Below are 15346 nucleotides of genomic sequence, written 5' to 3'. Positions count from 1 at the left end.
GAAATGTCCGTTGATCAGTGTAGGCCGAGGGTATTGGACAGCTGAACATTAGCCGGTCGGAAAGGGGGAACGGTGCATGCCGGAATCGGATAACTTGGAAATCGTGTCGATGATGAAGGGTTCCAACGTTCCGGTGGCGGCCTCCGAGGTTCGGATCGAACTGGGCTGGGAATCGGGACCCGGGGTCCCCGACGCCGACGCCTCCGCGCTGCTGCTGGCCGGTGGGCGGGTCCGCTCGGACGCCGATTTCGTGTTCTACAACCAGCCCGCGCACGCCTCCGGCGCCGTGCACCACCGGGGCAAGCAGCCCGGACCCGTGGTGGTCGACGCGCTGTCGGTGGATCTGCCGCGCGTGGAGCCGCAGATCGACAGCATCGTGCTGGCCGCCTCCGCGGACGGCGGCACCTTCGCCCAATTCCGGGGCCTGCACGTGCGTTTGGTGGATGCCCGCGGGATGGAGCTGGCTCGGTTCGACAGCGCCGACGCCACCTCCGAGACCGCGTTCGTGCTGGGTGAGCTGTACCGCCGCGACGGGGGCTGGAAGTTCCGCGCGGTCGGACAGGGCTACGCCTCCGGACTCGCCGGACTCGCAACCGATTACGGCATCACCGTCGACGATGCGCCCGCCCCGCAGCCGATTCCGCCGCAGCCGGCCGCTCCCCCGCAACCGTTCACACCGCCGCCCGCGCCGCAGCAGTTCGCGCCGCCACCGCCGCCGCAGCAGTTCACTCCCCCGCCCGCGCCGCAGCAATTCGCGCCCCCACCGCCGCAGCAGCAATTCGCGCCCCCACCGCCACAGCAGCAATTCGCGCCCCCACCGCCACAGCAGTTCGCTCCCGGGCCGCCGCCCGCGCCCGCGGCGCGGGTGAACCTGGCCAAGATCTCGCTGACCAAGGAGGCCCCCGCGGTCTCGCTGACCAAGGCGGGCGCGACCGGCGGCATCATGCGGGTCAACCTGAACTGGTCGGTCCCGAGTTCGGGTGGCCTGTTCGGGCGCAAACGCGCGCAGGGCGGCCTGGATCTGGACCTGTGCGCCTTCTGGGAGCTGACGGACGGTTCCCGCGGCTGTGTCAGCGCGCTGGACACGTTCGGCAATCTCACCAAGCCGCCGTTCATCGCGCTGGATCAGGACGACCGCACCGGCGGCAGCGCGACGGGCGAGAACCTGGCCATCAATCTGGACCAGACCGCGGCCTTCCGCCGCGTCCTGGTGTTCGCCTCGATCTACGAGGGCGCCCAGGATTTCCGTGGCGTGCACGCCACCGCGACCCTGTTCCCGCGCGACGCCCCGCCGATCGAGATGGAAGTGGGCGGCTGCCAGGACGATTCGCGCGAGATGGTGCTGGCGCTGATCGAGAACATCGGCGGCGAGCTGGTGGTGCGCCGCGAGGGCCGGTTCATCCGGCCGCCGGAGGGCCGCAAGTTCTGGGGCAAGATGGCGGTCGATCAGGCCTACGGCTGGGGCCTGAAGTGGGGCACCTCGAAGGGCAAGTCCTGAGCCGACCGGCTCAGTTCGACGGCGCCCGGTGTACCGCCGGGCGCAGTTCGCGCGCCAATTCGAGTGCGGCGAGCCGGTTCTCGGCGAGCGGGCCGGTCCAGCAGAGCAGCCGCAGGATGGCGTCGGGGATGAGTTGTTCGGCGTACTCGGGCGCCGCGCCCTCGTCGGAGCGCATATTGATCACCGATTCGACCAGCCGGAACGGCAGTCGTTCGGCGCCGGCGACCGCGCCCGTCGCGGCCTCGGCGATGACGGCGGCGGCCAGGGTCTCGTAATGACCGCGCAGTTCGTCGCGGCGTTCCCGGAAGCGGGCGAAGCGTTCGCTGCGCAGCTCGGGTAGTAGGTACAGCGCGCCGAGGTTCCAGCGGCCGGCGCACAGCTGACTGACGTCGAACCAGGCCAGCGCGTAGAGCCGCACGGCGGCGGGTTCGGGACGTTCGGCGAGGGTGCCCGCCAATTCCAGTGGTGCGGTGACCGTTTCGGCGAGCAGCGCGTCGAGGATGTCGTCCTTGGCGGCGAAGTGGTGGTACAGCGAGGCCTGCCGGATGCCGACGGCGTCGGCGACCGCCCGGGTGGAGGTGTTTCCGTACCCGTGGCTGGTGAACAATTCGGCGGCGGCGTCGAGGATTTCGGCACGCGGCGTCTGGCCCGCGCGCCGACGCGGTTCGAGCCTGGGCCGGCCGGGTCCGAGTTGGGTCACCTTTTCATTCTGTCCTACCGCCACCGCGACCTGGCGGGTGAGGTTCCTGTCACTTGATAGAAATACCGGCAATGCAGAAGTTACGGCGGGCCACGCACCCGATACATCGGCGTCACCGGAGCGGCGATCGCGGATGGAAACCTTTCAATCGATAGATATTCGCCTCGGGAAAGACTCACCGCCCATGGTTGCCTCCGCCGAAGCCCTCACCCCGGGCTCCCCGACCGGTCCCGATACCAGCGCCGACAGCACCGATCTGGCGCGTTTCGGCTATCAGCCGGTGCTGCACCGCAAACTCGGCCGCTACGCCTCCTTCGCGGCCGGCTTCTCCTTCGTCTCCATCCTGACCACGATCTTCCAGTTCTTCGGTTTCGGGTACTCCTTCGGAGGCGCGGCCTTCTTCTGGACCTGGCCGATCGTCTTCGCCGGCCAGTTCCTGGTGGCGTTGAACTTCGCGGAACTGGCCGCCCGCTACCCGATCTCGGGCTGCATCTATCAGTGGTCGCGCCGCCTGGCCGGGGAGGTTGTGGGCTGGTTCGCGGGCTGGATGATGATCATCGCGCAGATCGTGACCGCCGCGGCCGCCGCCATCGCGTTGCAGGTGGTGCTGCCGACCATCTGGTCCGGCTTCCAGCTGATCGGCACCGATACCGCTCTCACCTCCCGCGACGGGGCCTCGAACGCGGTGCTGCTGGGCAGCGCGCTGCTGGCGCTCACCACGCTGATCAATGTGATCGGCATCGACTGGATGGCGCGGATCAACTCCCTCGGCGTCACCATCGAGATCATCGGCGTGCTCGCGGTGATCGCGGTCTTCTTCACCCACACCGATCGCGGCCCGGGCGTGGTCACCCACACCGATCAGGCGGCGGCAGGGCCCTATTGGGCCGCGTTCCTGGCCTCGGGACTGATGGCCGCCTACGTGATGGTCGGATTCGACTCCGCCGGTGAGCTTTCCGAGGAGACCAAGAACCCCCGGCAGGTGGCGCCGCGCACCATCCTGTCCGCACTGGCGGTATCGGCGCTGGGCGGCGGACTCATCCTGCTGGGCGCGCTGATGGCCGCCCCGAGCCTGTCCGACGGCTCACTGGCGAGCGGCGGCCTGGCGTACGTGATCGAGGCCAAGCTGGACACCACACCCGGCAAGGTGGTGCTGGCGTGCGTGGCCTGCGCGATCACGGTGTGCACCTTGGCGATCCAGACGGCGGGCTCACGACTGCTGTTCTCCATGGCCCGCGACGAGCGGCTCCCGTTCTCCAAGCAGCTGGCGGCCGTGCACCCCCGCTTCGGCACCCCGGTGTGGCCCGCGGTGGCGATCGGCGTGCTCGGCATCGGCCTGCTGCTGCTGAACCTGGGCAACGCGGCCATCTTCGCGACCCTGGCCAGTGTCTGCATCGTCATGCTCTACCTCGCCTACCTGCTGGTGACGGTGCCGCTGCTGGTGCGCCGGATCAAGGGCTGGCCCGCCGACGTGGCCGGTGACGCCGCGGGCACCAAGCTCTTCGCGCTGGGCCGCTACGGCATCGCGATCAACGCGCTGGCCGTCGTCTGGGGCGTCGCCATGGCGGTGAACCTGGCCTGGCCGCGCAGCGCCGTCTACACCCCCAGCGGTGGCGGCTGGTGGATGCTCTGGGCCGCACCGCTGTTCGTCGTGGTCACGCTGGCGGTGGGGGCGGTGGTGCACCGGCTGGTGACGCCCGCCCGCGTACCGGTCACCGAGCCGGTCGCCCAGATCGCCTGACCCGCAGGGCATCCCGATGATCTCGCCGGAACCCGACCCACGTCTGCACGGTCGCCCGGAACTGGCCATGGTGCTCGACGACCTGCTGCGCCGGGCTTACCGCCGGTGGCGCGAGCGCCGAGCCGACCACGGCCGGGATTCCGGCGACCCCCGAGGAACGGAGTAGTAATGACCACAGCGAATACGACCGGAGCGCGTGATCACGCCCGCGCGCAGGCGGCGGCCGCCGCCGGCCACGGACCGAGTCTGCCCGCCGACATCGACGCCGCGACCGTCACCTTCGCCCAGCGCATTCCGGCCGGCGGCTACGCGAATGTCGTGCTGGCCCGCGGCACCCGGGTGCGGTTGTCCGACCCGGAGGGTGGGGCGTGCGCGCACGTCCTGCTGCTGCGGGCCGAATCACCGTGGGAGCGGCTGAATGTCGCGGACACGGTGAAGGTGCCGTGGCAGGCGTACCCGGGCGAAGGCCATCCGCTGCTGTCGGATCAGGGCCGGGTGCTGGCCACCGTTCTCACGGACACCTCCGGGCAGCACGACACCCTGTGCGGGCCGTCGCCCGCCGCACGCCAGGGCTTGAAGATGGCCGGGGTCAAGCAAGGACTGGACCCCCGCGACATCGGTCCGACGGTGTCGTTCTTCCGGGGCGTGCGCGTGGCATCCGATGGCGCGCTGACCGGCACCGGCGGCGCGGGCGCGGGCGCGGCGGTCGACCTGCTGATCCACCTGCCGGTAACACTGCTGATCGCCAATGCCGAGCACCCCCTCGATCCCACGCCGGTGACCCCGCTCGAGGTCGTGGCCTGGGCCGCGCCCACCGACCTCGCCCTGCCCCCCGACTCCGATCCGGAATACCTGCGCGCGGTGGAGAACACCGAACAGGACTGGCACGCACGCACTCTGGAGGTCCGCGCATGATCACCACCACCGACCGCATCGTGGTCCTCGACGAGACCGTCCCCGCCCGCGCCCCCTGGTCGGCCGTCGTCCGGGCCGGGGAGCAGCTGGAGATCATCGACCTGCACGGCAATCAGGCCGTGGACTGCCTGCTCTACAACGCCGCCGACCACGCCGACCGCTACAGCGCCCAGGCCACCGTGACCGCGCAGCGCAATATCTTCCTCACGACCGGCAGCGTGCTGCTCACCGAGGCGGGGACCCCGCTGATGACGGTGGCCGCCGACGAGGTCGGCAATCACGACACCGTGGCGGGCGCGTGCTCGCAGGAGTCCAACACCCTGCGCTACGGCCACCACACCCGCCATCAGCACGCCTGCGTGGAGAACTTCCTGGCCGAGGGCCTGAAGTGGGGGCTGGGCAAACGGGACCTGGTCTCGAACATCAACTGGTTCATGAACGTTCCGGTCGAGGCGGACGGGACGCTGGGCATCGTGGACGGCCTGTCCGCGCCCGGCAAGACCATCACCTTGCGCGCCGAGATCGACACCCTGGTGCTGGTCTCCAACTGCCCGCAGATCAACAATCCCTGCAACGGTTTCGACCCGACGCCCGTCCGCATGGTGGTGACCCGATGACGGCCGTGCTCCCCGATCTCGCCGTGACCGAGAACTCCTCCCCCGCACCGGCTTTCCGGGTCGTCCGCCCGGGCATGCAGACGACGGTACAGGACTGGCCCGCCCGGGTCGGCTACTGGCACGTGGGCGTGCCGCCATCGGGCCCGATGGACGACCTGTCGTTCCGGCTGGGCAATCGGGCGCTCGGGAATCCCGAGGGCGCGGCGGGTTTGGAGTGCACGCTCGGTGGTCCGGCGCTGCGCTTCGACACCGACACCTGGGTGTGTGTGACGGGCGCGCCGGCGCCGGTCACGGTGAACGGCCGCGCGGTCCGGCAGTGGCGCAGCGTGCTGGTGCCCGCGGGCGGGGTGCTGGATGTCGGCATGGTGCGCGGACCGGGCATGCGGTGCTACGTCCTGGTGGCCGGCGGAATCGAGGTGCCCGAATACCTGGGCAGCCGTTCGACTTTCACGCTCGGCAAGTTCGGCGGCGGTACCGGGCGGGCGCTGGCGGCCGACGACGGGTTCGAGCTCGGCCCGGCGGGCCGGGTGACGGCCGGGGTGCCCGGCGACGATCAGCCGGTGCTGACCCGGCGATGGGAGCTGGCGGTCACCGAGGGCCCGCACGGTGCGCCGGAGTTCTTCACCCGCGCCGACTTCGACACCATCATCGGCACCGACTACGAGGTGCATTTCAACTCCGATCGGACCGGTGTCCGGCTGATCGGGCCGAAGCCGCAGTGGGCGCGCCTGGACGGCGGCGAGGCGGGCCTGCACCCCTCCAACATCCACGACACCGCGTATTCCGTCGGCGCGCTGGACTTCACCGGCGACACCCCGATCCTGCTCGGCCCGGACGGCCCCAGCCTGGGCGGGTTCGTCTGCCCGGTCACCGTGGTCGCCGCCGACCGCTGGAAGCTGGGCCAGCTCACCCCGGGTGACAGCGTGCGCTTCGTGCCGGTGCGCGCCGAACGCGCGGCGTCGCTGCGGGAACTGGGAGCCGAGCGCCGCGCCGCCTGGCCGGTGGTGCTGTCCACCGGCGGCGACGGCGACGACGGCGTGCTGGCCCGCCGCGACGGCGCGGACACCGCCGTCACCTACCGCCGTGCGGGCAATGACGGCCTGCTCGTCGAATACGGCGATATGACACTGGATCTGGAGCTGCGCGCCCGCGTGCACGCCCTGCACCAGGCGCTGCTGGAACGCGCCGAACCGGGCATCACCGAGCTGACCCCGGGCGTCCGGTCGCTGCAGGTGCGCAATGATCCCGATCGCCTGCCCACCCGCAAGCTGCTGGACCTGCTGGCCGAGGTGGAGGCCGACCTGCCCTCCGCCGACCGGCTGGTGGTCCCGAGCCGCACGGTGCGCCTGCCGCTGTCCTGGGACGACCCGTCCACCCGGGAGGCCATCACCCGGTACATGCACGGCGTGCGCGCCGACGCCCCGTGGTGCCCGTGGAATATCGAGTTCATCCGCCGGATGAACGGATTGGCTTCCGTGGACGAGGTTTTCGACACCGTCTTCGCCGCCGAATACCTGGTGCTGGGCCTCGGCGACGTCTACCTGGGCGCGCCGGTCGCCACCCCCACCGACCCCCGGCACCGGCTGGTCACCACCAAGTACAACCCGGCCCGCACCTGGACGCCGGAGAACGCGGTCGGCATCGGCGGCGCGTACCTGTGCATCTACGGCATGGAGGGTCCCGGCGGCTACCAGTTCGTCGGCCGCACCACCCAGGTGTGGAACCACCGGTCCAGCGGGATCGGCGAAGACCCGTGGCTGCTGCGCTATTTCGACCGGATCAGCTGGTATCCGGTGAGCCCTGAGGAGCTGCTCGACCTGCGCGCCGACACCGCCGCCGGGCGGGGGCGACTGCTGGCCGAGGACGGCGAGTTCCGGCTCGTCGACTACCGGAAGTTCCTGGCCGACAACGCCGCCTCCATCGCGGACTTCCGCGCCCGGCAAGCCGACGCCTTCACCGCCGAACGCAACTCCTGGCGCGAGGCGGGCGAACTCGCCGAAACGCCCTGACCCGATCCCACCACTCCGACCTGATCCGGGAGCACGAATGACCACGTGGATTCACCGCCGCGACGATGCCGAGGTGGCCGCCGACCTCGCCTCCGCCGCGGGAGCTCTGGCTGGGCTGCGACTGGCCGTCAAGGACAATGTGGACGTGGCGGGACTGCCGACCACCGCGGCCTGTCCCGACTTCGCCTACACCCCGGAGCGGGACGCGCCCGCGGTGGCGGCGCTGCGGGCGGCGGGCGCGGTCGTGGTCGGCAAGACCAATCTCGATCAGTTCGCCACCGGCCTGGTCGGCACCCGCTCGCCGTACGGCGTCGTCGAGAACCCGCTACGGCCCGGATACGTCTCGGGCGGTTCGAGTTCCGGCTCGGCGGTGGCGGTGGCCGCGGGCGAGGCGGATATCGCCATCGGCACCGATACCGCGGGTTCGGGACGCGTCCCGGCCGCGTTGCACGGCCTGGTCGGCATCAAGCCGACGGTGGGCGTGATCTCGACCGCGGGCGTGGTGCCCGCGTGCCGGTCCTACGACTGCGTGACGATCTTCGCCGCCGACCTGAGCCTGGCCGACCGCGCCATGCGGGTGATGGCCGCTGGGGCCGGGGACCGCCCGTGGCCCGCCGACACCCGCCTGGCCGCTCCGCCCCAGCCCGTGGTGGCCGTCTTCGGCACGCTGCCGGACCTGGATCCGCGGTGGCACACCGCTGTCGAGCGCACGGTCGCGGCGCTGCGCGATGCGGGCGCGACCATTGTCGAAATCGATCCGACGCCGTTCCTGGCCGCCGCGAAGCTCCTCTACGAGGGCGCGCTGGTCGCGGAACGCTACGCCGCGGTCGGGGAGTTCGTCGACGCGCATCCCGAATCCGCCGATCCCACAGTCGGTTCCATCATCCGGGCCGCCCGCGACCTGCCCGCGCACCGGCTGGTCACCGATCTCGCCGCACTGGAACGCCTGCGCGCCACCGCCATGGCGAGCCTCGCGGGCGCGGACGTGCTGCTGACGCCGACCGTGCCGGTCCACCCGACCATCGCCGAGGTCGCCGCCGACCCGATCGGCGTCAACTCCCGGCTGGGCACGTACACGAACTTCTGCAACCTCTTCGACCTGTGCGCGGTGGCGGTCCCCACCCAGGAGCCGCACTTCGGGGTGACGGTGCTGGCCCGCGCGTTCGAGGACGCCGTCGCGATCGATATCGCCGCGCTGATCACCGGCACGCCGCTCGACCGGTGCTGGCCGACGGCCGTCGCGCCCGTGCAGGACCTGATCGTCTTCGGCGCGCATCTGCGTGGACAGCCCCTCGAACACCAGCTGATCGAGCTGGGCGCCCGCTGGGGCGGCCCGGTCGAGACCGCCCCGCACTACCGCCTCGGTGCGCTCGACACGGTCCCGCCCAAACCGGCCGTAACTCGCGTCGCCGCGATCGAATCCGGCGTCGCGGTGGCCGGGGAGCGCTGGCTGCTCTCCCCCGCCGCCCTCGGCCGCTTCCTCGCGAATCTGCCCGCCCCGATGCAGCTCGGTGCCGTCGAGCTGGCCGACGGCACCTGGCACACCGGTTTCGGCTGCGCCGGTGCGGCCGCCGAATCCGCCAAGGACATCAGCGAATACGGCGGCTGGAAGGCGGCGCTGGCGGCCGGCGCCGTCGGCTGAGGCCGATCCCGCTCGATCAGTCCTGCCAGAGCGCGGCGATCCGCGCCGCGTCCGACTTGCCCTGGGCGCGACCGGCTTCCAGTGACGGGACCCGGGTGGCGGTGTCGAGGGGATTGAGTCCGAAGGCGGTGGTGGCCGCCTCGTCGGGCGCGATCACCTCGACCCGCGCCCCGTCCGCGACCAGTCCCGCGACCTGGGCCTCGAGCTCCTCGTCGGGCATCGGCGCGATCACCAGCACCCGGGCGTAGCCGGTGGCGAGGTCGGCGTTCACCGAGGTCCGGACGCCCCCGTCGGTATAGCGCACCCCGTCGATGGTGGCGCACGGCCACACCATGGGCACCGCCGAACTGGCCAGCACGGCGTCGACCAGCGCGACCCCGGAGTCCTTGTCGAAGACCCGAGGTTCCCCGGTCTCGGCGTTGACCGCGACGATGCGCAGGTCGCGGGCGGGCCACGCGTGCACCGGCAGCCGGGTCTCGATCACGGCCCGGCGGTCCGCTTCGGGGACAGTCTCGGCGGTCAGCGCGAGCGCCCCGATCCGCTGCCGCCGCTCGGGCGAATCCCCCTGCGTCTCTTCGATGATCGCCGTCATGGTCTCCCAGAGTCCGGCGAACTTCTCCATGGACGGCACGATCTCGCGGCTCTGCACCGCCGGATCGACCTGCCGCCGCACCAGTTCCGCGAGCTCGGTCCCGCTGCCGAGCCGCGCGGTCACGTTCGACCCCGCCGACGTCCCGAGGAGCAGGTCCGCCCCCGTCACATCCACCCCCGCGTCGGCGAGCCCGGCGACGATGCCGGTCGCCCAGGAAATCCCCGCCACACCACCGCCGCCGATGACCAGCGCACGTTCGGTCGTCATTCCGTCCCACTTTCTCACCGCAAAGAAGACACACCCTGCGGTTCGCAAGTTACCGCCTGCGCGCCCGCCGCGACGGTTGTGCGGAATGTCGGCTCATTCCGAGATCTGAGTGGCCGCGGCATTGGTGGCGTCGCGGATCACGCGCAGGCTCGCGGTGAGGTCGTCGAGCTGGGCGGGGGTGAGCAGGCTGGTGAACCAGCGGTCGATGCCGTCCAGGTAGGCCGGCAGCACGCGGGCGACGCGGGTGGCCCCGGCGGCGGTGAGGACGGCATAGGAGCTGCGGCGGTCGGCGGGGTCGGGTTCGCGGCGCACGAAGCCGTTGCGTTCCAGGCGGTCCACCAGGCGGGTGACGCCGCTGGTGGACAAGCCGGTCTGGGTGGCCAGGTCGGTCATGCGCAGCCGGCGACCCGGTGAGCGACTCAGGCGCATCAGGGCATTGAGGTCGAGACCGGAGAGTCCATTGCTCTTCCAGGTCTCCTCGAGCCGGGCGATGAGCCCCTCGTGGGCCTCGTAGAGCAGGCCGACGGCGGTCAGCCGGGGGTCGTCGAAGAGATGCTTGGGATCCACGCCGACCAGCGTAAACCAGATGATTTCGCTGGGGATAGTTGACACGCGGAACAAATGCGCTATCTTGTTGTCAGCGCAATATTCCGCACCGCAACTAAATGGAGGTTCTCATGACGACACAGCACTGGGCAGCGGGATTCCGTGCGCCGCTGGTGAATCCGGCCGAGGAGATCAAGCTGGCCGAGCCGCGGGACTTCGTCGACGAGACGGTCCGCCAGGTGGTGCGGGTGGCCGGCGGCGGGTCGAGCCTGCGGGTCCGGCTGACCAATCGGTACGGAACCGAGGACCTGGTGATCGGGGCGGCCCGGGTCGCGCTCCGCAAGGCGGGCGGCGAGATCGTGGCGGAGACCGATAGCGAGGTGCGGTTCGCGGGGTCCGCATCGGCGCGGATCCCGGCCGGGGCCGATCTGGTCAGCGATCCGGTCGAGCTGCCGGTGGAGGCGGGCGCGGAACTGGCGGTCAGCGTGTACCTGCCGGAGCCGACTCGACCCGCGTTCGCCCAGTTCCCGATGGATTCGAGCTGGATCAGCGCCGGCGATCGGACGGGCGACGCCGCACCGTCCGATGCCGAGGAGACCGCGTTGCGGTTCTTCCTCACCGGCATCGACGTCGCTGTCGATGCCGACGTGCCGGTGCTGGTCGCCTTCGGCGACTCCTGGTTCGAGGGTGTCGGTTCCACCCACGCCGCCAACCGGCGCTCGGTGGATGTCCTCAACGAGCGGCTGGCCGCCGGGTGGGCGGTGAACCAGGGCATCAGTGGCAACCGGCTGCTGACCGACGAGATCGGCGAGCACGGCCTGGCCCGATTCGAGCGGGACGTGCTGTCGGTGCCCGGGGTCGCGGCCGTGTGGGCCAACTTCGGCATCAACGACCTCATCCTGGCCGGGACCGCCACCGCCGAGGCGCTGATCGCCGGGTTCACCGTGCTGGCCGAGCGGGCCCACGCGGCCGGACTTCCGGTGTACGCCAACACCATCGGGCCGTTCGCCGGGGCGATCTACCCCGGACTCTCGCTGGAGGACGGCGTTCCGGTCCGGAACGTGGTCAACGAGTGGCTGCGCGGCACCGACGTGTTCGACGCCGTCTTCGATGTGGCCGCGGCGGTGGAGGATCCGGCCCGGCCGGACTTCATCCGTCCCGACCTCGACGGCGGCGACGGCATGCACCTCAATGACGCGGGAGCCCGGGCGATGGCGGAGACGGTGGATCTCACCGCGCTGCCGCCCGCTTTTCAGGGCACGCGCGGTCCGGCGGCCTGATCCTGCCGCAACCCGGCGACCCACAGATCGTCGGTGAGGCTTTCGGGACCGTCGGCGGCGGCGTAGTAGCCGACGATGGTCCGGAAGGTCGTGCCGACGAAGGCGGCGTCGTCCCCGCACCGGATCGCGGTTCCCGCAAGGGCGGCGTTGACCAGGGCGAACAGGCGGGCGTTCTGTTCCACGTCGTTGCGCTGCACGATGGCGATCTCGCGGGTCATCAGATTGCAGGAGCGGGTCGGGGCGGCGGAGGAACCGTGATGCGTTGTGCCGCAGCCCGGTTCCGGGTCGACCGGATCATCCGCGCGGGCCTTCGGGATCGCGTGGGCGACGGTCTGTCCCTGGTGGACGCCCCGGCGGGTGCCCGGTCCGCGTAATCCCGCTTCCCCCAGGGCCTCAGTGCGCTACCCGATTCCGGGCCGATGATCGGCGGCGGGGTGAGTAGCGGTGGTCAGCGCGGTTTCACCTCGGCCAGCAGTTCCGGACCCCGCTCCGCCAATCGGGTGGTCGCCAAGCGGATTCCGAGCAGCGCGGCGAGTACACCGAGCAGCACACCGACCGGCAGGGCAGCCCATTGCACGAGCGAATTGTGCAGGTAGGCACCGACTCCCAGGATGGCCAGGGCGGGAGCGGCGGCCAGCAGCTGCACCACGCCCACCGCCAGCTGCATGAGCATCTTCATACAGCCGGGGTTCCCGGTGCCCGCGAACGGATTTCCGCGCTGCGGCGGCAGCGCGAAGGCGGCGTGGGTGGACAGGTACACGACGGCCCCCACACCCACACCGAACAGCACCGGCAGCGTGGACATCGCCCACGGATACAGGTGGGCCAGCCCGAGCGCGCCGGGCAGGACGAGCGTGGAGATCACGGAGACCGGCCCGACCAGCAGAGCCCAGGCGTAGGCCCGGCCGCGCACGTCCGCCCGGGCCGCGCCCGGCGTCACCAGCGTTTGCCAGACCGCCGTGCCGTCGAATCCGTACAGGTTGGTACTGGACATGGTGGCCAGCCACACCACGAAAGCGCCCGAGAACGCGATGGTCCCGCTACCGCCGTTGCGGACCGACAGGAAGATCGGCAGCACGAAACCGATGATCAGCAGCGGGATCAGGGCCGCGCGCCGGCGGCCGTCCCGCCACCAGGTGCGTAGTTCCTTGGCGACCACCGCGCCGACCGGAGTGGTGGGCAGGAAGCGGTCGAGCAGGCCGCCGCCGGTGTCGACCATCTGGGCCTCGGGTGCGGGCGGGGTGGTGAGCCGGCGTTCCAGCAGCACCGCCCACGACTGCCACAGCACCAGCGACAGCAGGGCCAGACCCAGCAGTGCCAGCAGCGCGAGCAGGTAGTCGCCGCGGGAGGCGGCCTCGACGGCGTACGGGGCCCAGCCCGAGGGGACCGAGCGCAGCAGGATGGACAGGCCGCCGCGGTCGCCGTCGAGTTTCGGCCCGGCCGTGGTGATGAGCAGGTTCAGCGGGTAGTACGCCAACCCGATGAGCGCCGCGAACAGCACGCCCAGATCCTTGCCGCGCCGGGAGCGCATGGCCGCGCCCAGCCAGGCCACCACCACGCGGGCCAGCAGCACCACGAACACGAGTTGCAGGACCGCGCCGAGCGCCGCGATTCCGGCTGCGGCCCAGCCGATCTGAGCTCCCAGCAGTACCAGCCCGCCGAAGGCGATGAGGTTGACGATGGGCGCGGGTCCCACGAATGCGGCGGCCCCGAGCCCGTAGGCGAGTTCCCGAGTCGTCAACGGCAGCAACCGGAACTGCTCGGGTTGCAGGGTTTCGTCGCTGGTTCCGGTGACGACCGGCCCGCAGATCCAGCCCAGGGTCCATGCCCCGAACAACGCCGCGGCGATGGTCACGCCGCCGTGTACGCTCTCGTGTCCCGTGGCGATGATGAGCGCCGTGAACAGGGCCGCCAGCAGCCCGAAGATGCTGCCCAGCACGAAGTTCAGCGCCGACCGGGTCTCGCGCAGGCTGCGTCCGATGATGCGCAGCCGCATCCGGATCAGGACGCCAACCACGACAGCCCCTCCTCGCCGCCGACCCGCCCGCCGACGAGGCGCACGAACGCCTCCTCCAGGGTCCCGTCGCCACGGACCTCGGCGAGGGTGCCGCCCGCGACCACGCGGCCCCGGTTGATCACGGCCACCCGATCGCAGATCGATTCCACCAGGGCCATCACGTGACTGGACAGGACCACCGATCCCCCGGCGGCCACGAACCGTTGCAGGATCGTCCGGATGGTCCCCGCCGACACCGGATCCACGGCTTCGAACGGCTCGTCCAATACCAGCAGTTTCGGCGCGTGCAGCAGCGCTGTGGCCAGCCCGATCTTCTTTCGCATACCGGCCGAATAGTCCACGACCACAGTGTTTTCCGCGCCGTCGAGCTCCAGCACGTGCAGCAGTTCGTCCGCCCGGCCGACCACGGTCGCCTTGTCCATCCCGCGCAGCAGCCCGGTGAAGTTCAACAGCTCGCGCCCGGTCAGCCGCTCCGGCAAGGCCATCCCGTCGGGCAGCACCCCGACCACGGCCTTCGCGGCGACCGGGTCCGCCCACACGTCGTGCCCGAAGATCCGCGCCAGCCCCTGGTCCGGCCGCAACAACCCCACCGCCATCGACAGGGTGGTCGTCTTCCCCGCGCCATTGGGCCCCACCAGCCCGAAGAACGACCCGGGCGGCACCGCCAGGCTCACGCCCTCGACCACCCAGGGCCCGCCGAATCTCCTGTACAGCCCGCTCAGCTCGAGCGCCATCTGCCCATTGGTCGTCACAGCCCCTCCTTCGCGCGCGCCCCCACGGCGCCTTGCCCACGATACGTCCGAACCCGCTGTTCAACGAGTTATCGCGAGCGGCTCTCACAGCGCAACGAACCCGCGCCCGGACCGCGGCTAGGGCAGGAGTCTCGCTGTGTCGAAAGCGATTTCGAAGGGCCGCTGCATGACGACCTTGGATCCCGTGGCGGCGCGCCGCACCAGTTCGTACTCTCCGGTGTCGGCGAGCGCGTAGGCGAACAGTATCGGCAGTTCCTCGCCGGGCAATTGGCCCTTGAAACGAGCGGTCTCCAGCCGCCAATAGTTGGGGATTCCCGCGTCCGCGTAGAGGTCCGGTTTGATCCGGCGATCCATCGCGGCGGTAGACCTCGAGACGATCTCCACCACGAGCTGTACCTGCGCGGCAGGTATCCCCCGGTCATCCCACGCGATCGGCCCAGCACAGACCAGCAGATCCGGAATCGGCTCGTCGTCACCGATCAGGACGCCGACACCAGGGATCATGTAGAGCCCTTCGGGTAGCGCCTCCTCCAGGATTCTCCCCAGCACGGAAACGAACCGCTGGTGGATCGGTTTGGGCGCGGCGTTCACGACGAGCTGACCATTGAGGACCTCGTATCTGAGTCCGTTCTCGGGGAGATGGTCGAGATCGGCAGCGGTCCAGTGATCGGAAGCGGGCACGTGCATAGTCGAATTGTCCAGCTCTTGTTCCGGCATCGCCAAGGCAAACACCCCCTGATTCGCAGCTGAAGTCCGAAACCACCGCCGGC

The 15346-nt window shown here is 70.7% G+C and carries 15 protein-coding genes; 8 read left to right on the top strand and 7 right to left on the bottom strand.

Annotated features, from left to right (window positions below; all coding sequences use genetic code 11):
• Window positions 1–109 precede the first annotated feature (109 nt).
• Complete coding sequence (locus tag ACFYTS_RS08960; RefSeq protein ID WP_387302866.1) at window positions 110–1498, top strand: TerD family protein; 1389 nt, start codon at window positions 110–112, stop codon at window positions 1496–1498.
• 10 nt (window positions 1499–1508) lie between these two features.
• Here the strand turns inward: ACFYTS_RS08960 and ACFYTS_RS08955 are convergent, their stop codons facing one another.
• On the bottom strand, window positions 1509–2198 hold the full coding sequence (locus ACFYTS_RS08955; protein ID WP_357280789.1) for a helix-turn-helix domain-containing protein: 690 nt from the start codon (window positions 2196–2198) through the stop codon (window positions 1509–1511).
• Window positions 2199–2382: 184 nt separating this feature from the next.
• On the opposite strand from ACFYTS_RS08955, the gene ACFYTS_RS08950 reads away from it, so the two are divergent.
• The 6 genes from ACFYTS_RS08950 to atzF all read left to right on the top strand — a co-directional run bounded on the left by ACFYTS_RS08950 (window position 2383) and on the right by atzF (window position 9122).
• Window positions 2383–3939 (top strand): amino acid permease, encoded by a 1557-nt coding sequence (locus ACFYTS_RS08950; protein ID WP_387302385.1) that lies wholly within the window; start codon window positions 2383–2385, stop codon window positions 3937–3939.
• A gap of 16 nt (window positions 3940–3955) precedes the next feature.
• The gene (locus tag ACFYTS_RS08945; RefSeq protein ID WP_357280793.1) at window positions 3956–4105 is read left to right on the top strand and encodes a hypothetical protein; all 150 of its coding nucleotides are present in this window, start codon (window positions 3956–3958) and stop codon (window positions 4103–4105) included.
• A gap of 2 nt (window positions 4106–4107) precedes the next feature.
• The gene (locus ACFYTS_RS08940; protein ID WP_387302383.1) at window positions 4108–4854 is read left to right on the top strand and encodes a DUF1989 domain-containing protein; all 747 of its coding nucleotides are present in this window, start codon (window positions 4108–4110) and stop codon (window positions 4852–4854) included.
• Window positions 4851–5471 carry an urea amidolyase associated protein UAAP2 gene (locus ACFYTS_RS08935; protein ID WP_357280800.1) on the top strand — a complete coding sequence of 207 codons (621 nt, stop codon included), beginning with the start codon at window positions 4851–4853 and terminating at the stop codon, window positions 5469–5471. The genes ACFYTS_RS08940 and ACFYTS_RS08935 overlap by 4 nt, the downstream gene beginning before the upstream one ends.
• Before the next feature lie 74 nt (window positions 5472–5545).
• Complete coding sequence (locus ACFYTS_RS08930) at window positions 5546–7480, top strand: 5-oxoprolinase/urea amidolyase family protein (protein WP_387302863.1); 1935 nt, start codon at window positions 5546–5548, stop codon at window positions 7478–7480.
• Window positions 7481–7517: 37 nt separating this feature from the next.
• Window positions 7518–9122 (top strand): allophanate hydrolase, encoded by a 1605-nt coding sequence (atzF, locus tag ACFYTS_RS08925; protein WP_387302381.1) that lies wholly within the window; start codon window positions 7518–7520, stop codon window positions 9120–9122.
• A gap of 16 nt (window positions 9123–9138) precedes the next feature.
• Here the strand turns inward: atzF and ACFYTS_RS08920 are convergent, their stop codons facing one another.
• Window positions 9139–9981, bottom strand: coding sequence for a patatin-like phospholipase family protein (locus ACFYTS_RS08920; protein ID WP_387302379.1), 843 nt, complete (start codon window positions 9979–9981; stop codon window positions 9139–9141).
• 93 nt (window positions 9982–10074) lie between these two features.
• Window positions 10075–10548: a MarR family transcriptional regulator gene (locus tag ACFYTS_RS08915; protein WP_357280812.1), complete on the bottom strand. Its 474-nt coding sequence runs from the start codon at window positions 10546–10548 to the stop codon at window positions 10075–10077.
• Window positions 10549–10658: 110 nt separating this feature from the next.
• Here ACFYTS_RS08915 and ACFYTS_RS08910 point away from each other — a divergent pair, with 110 nt between their 5' ends.
• The gene (locus ACFYTS_RS08910) at window positions 10659–11807 is read left to right on the top strand and encodes a GDSL-type esterase/lipase family protein (RefSeq protein ID WP_387302377.1); all 1149 of its coding nucleotides are present in this window, start codon (window positions 10659–10661) and stop codon (window positions 11805–11807) included.
• On the opposite strand, the gene ACFYTS_RS08905 is transcribed toward ACFYTS_RS08910, so the two are convergent.
• The 4 genes from ACFYTS_RS08905 to ACFYTS_RS08890 all read right to left on the bottom strand — a co-directional run bounded on the left by ACFYTS_RS08905 (window position 11780) and on the right by ACFYTS_RS08890 (window position 15263).
• Window positions 11780–12025: a hypothetical protein gene (locus ACFYTS_RS08905; protein ID WP_357280817.1), complete on the bottom strand. Its 246-nt coding sequence runs from the start codon at window positions 12023–12025 to the stop codon at window positions 11780–11782. The two genes, ACFYTS_RS08910 and ACFYTS_RS08905, sit on opposite strands and share 28 nt — an antisense overlap.
• Before the next feature lie 230 nt (window positions 12026–12255).
• Window positions 12256–13824, bottom strand: a complete 1569-nt coding sequence (locus ACFYTS_RS08900; RefSeq protein WP_357280820.1) for a hypothetical protein — start codon at window positions 13822–13824, stop codon at window positions 12256–12258.
• Window positions 13809–14558, bottom strand: a complete 750-nt coding sequence (locus tag ACFYTS_RS08895) for an ABC transporter ATP-binding protein (RefSeq protein WP_357091369.1) — start codon at window positions 14556–14558, stop codon at window positions 13809–13811. Before ACFYTS_RS08895 ends, ACFYTS_RS08900 begins: the two co-directional genes overlap by 16 nt.
• 135 nt (window positions 14559–14693) lie before the next feature.
• A complete protein-coding gene (locus ACFYTS_RS08890; protein ID WP_357280823.1) occupies window positions 14694–15263 on the bottom strand; it encodes a Uma2 family endonuclease in 570 nt (189 codons plus the stop codon).
• Window positions 15264–15346: the final 83 nt, after the last annotated feature.

This window comes from Nocardia sp. NPDC004151 (genome assembly GCF_042874235.1).
Classification (GTDB): domain Bacteria; phylum Actinomycetota; class Actinomycetes; order Mycobacteriales; family Mycobacteriaceae; genus Nocardia.
This window is presented reverse-complemented; position numbering and strand designations above follow the sequence as displayed.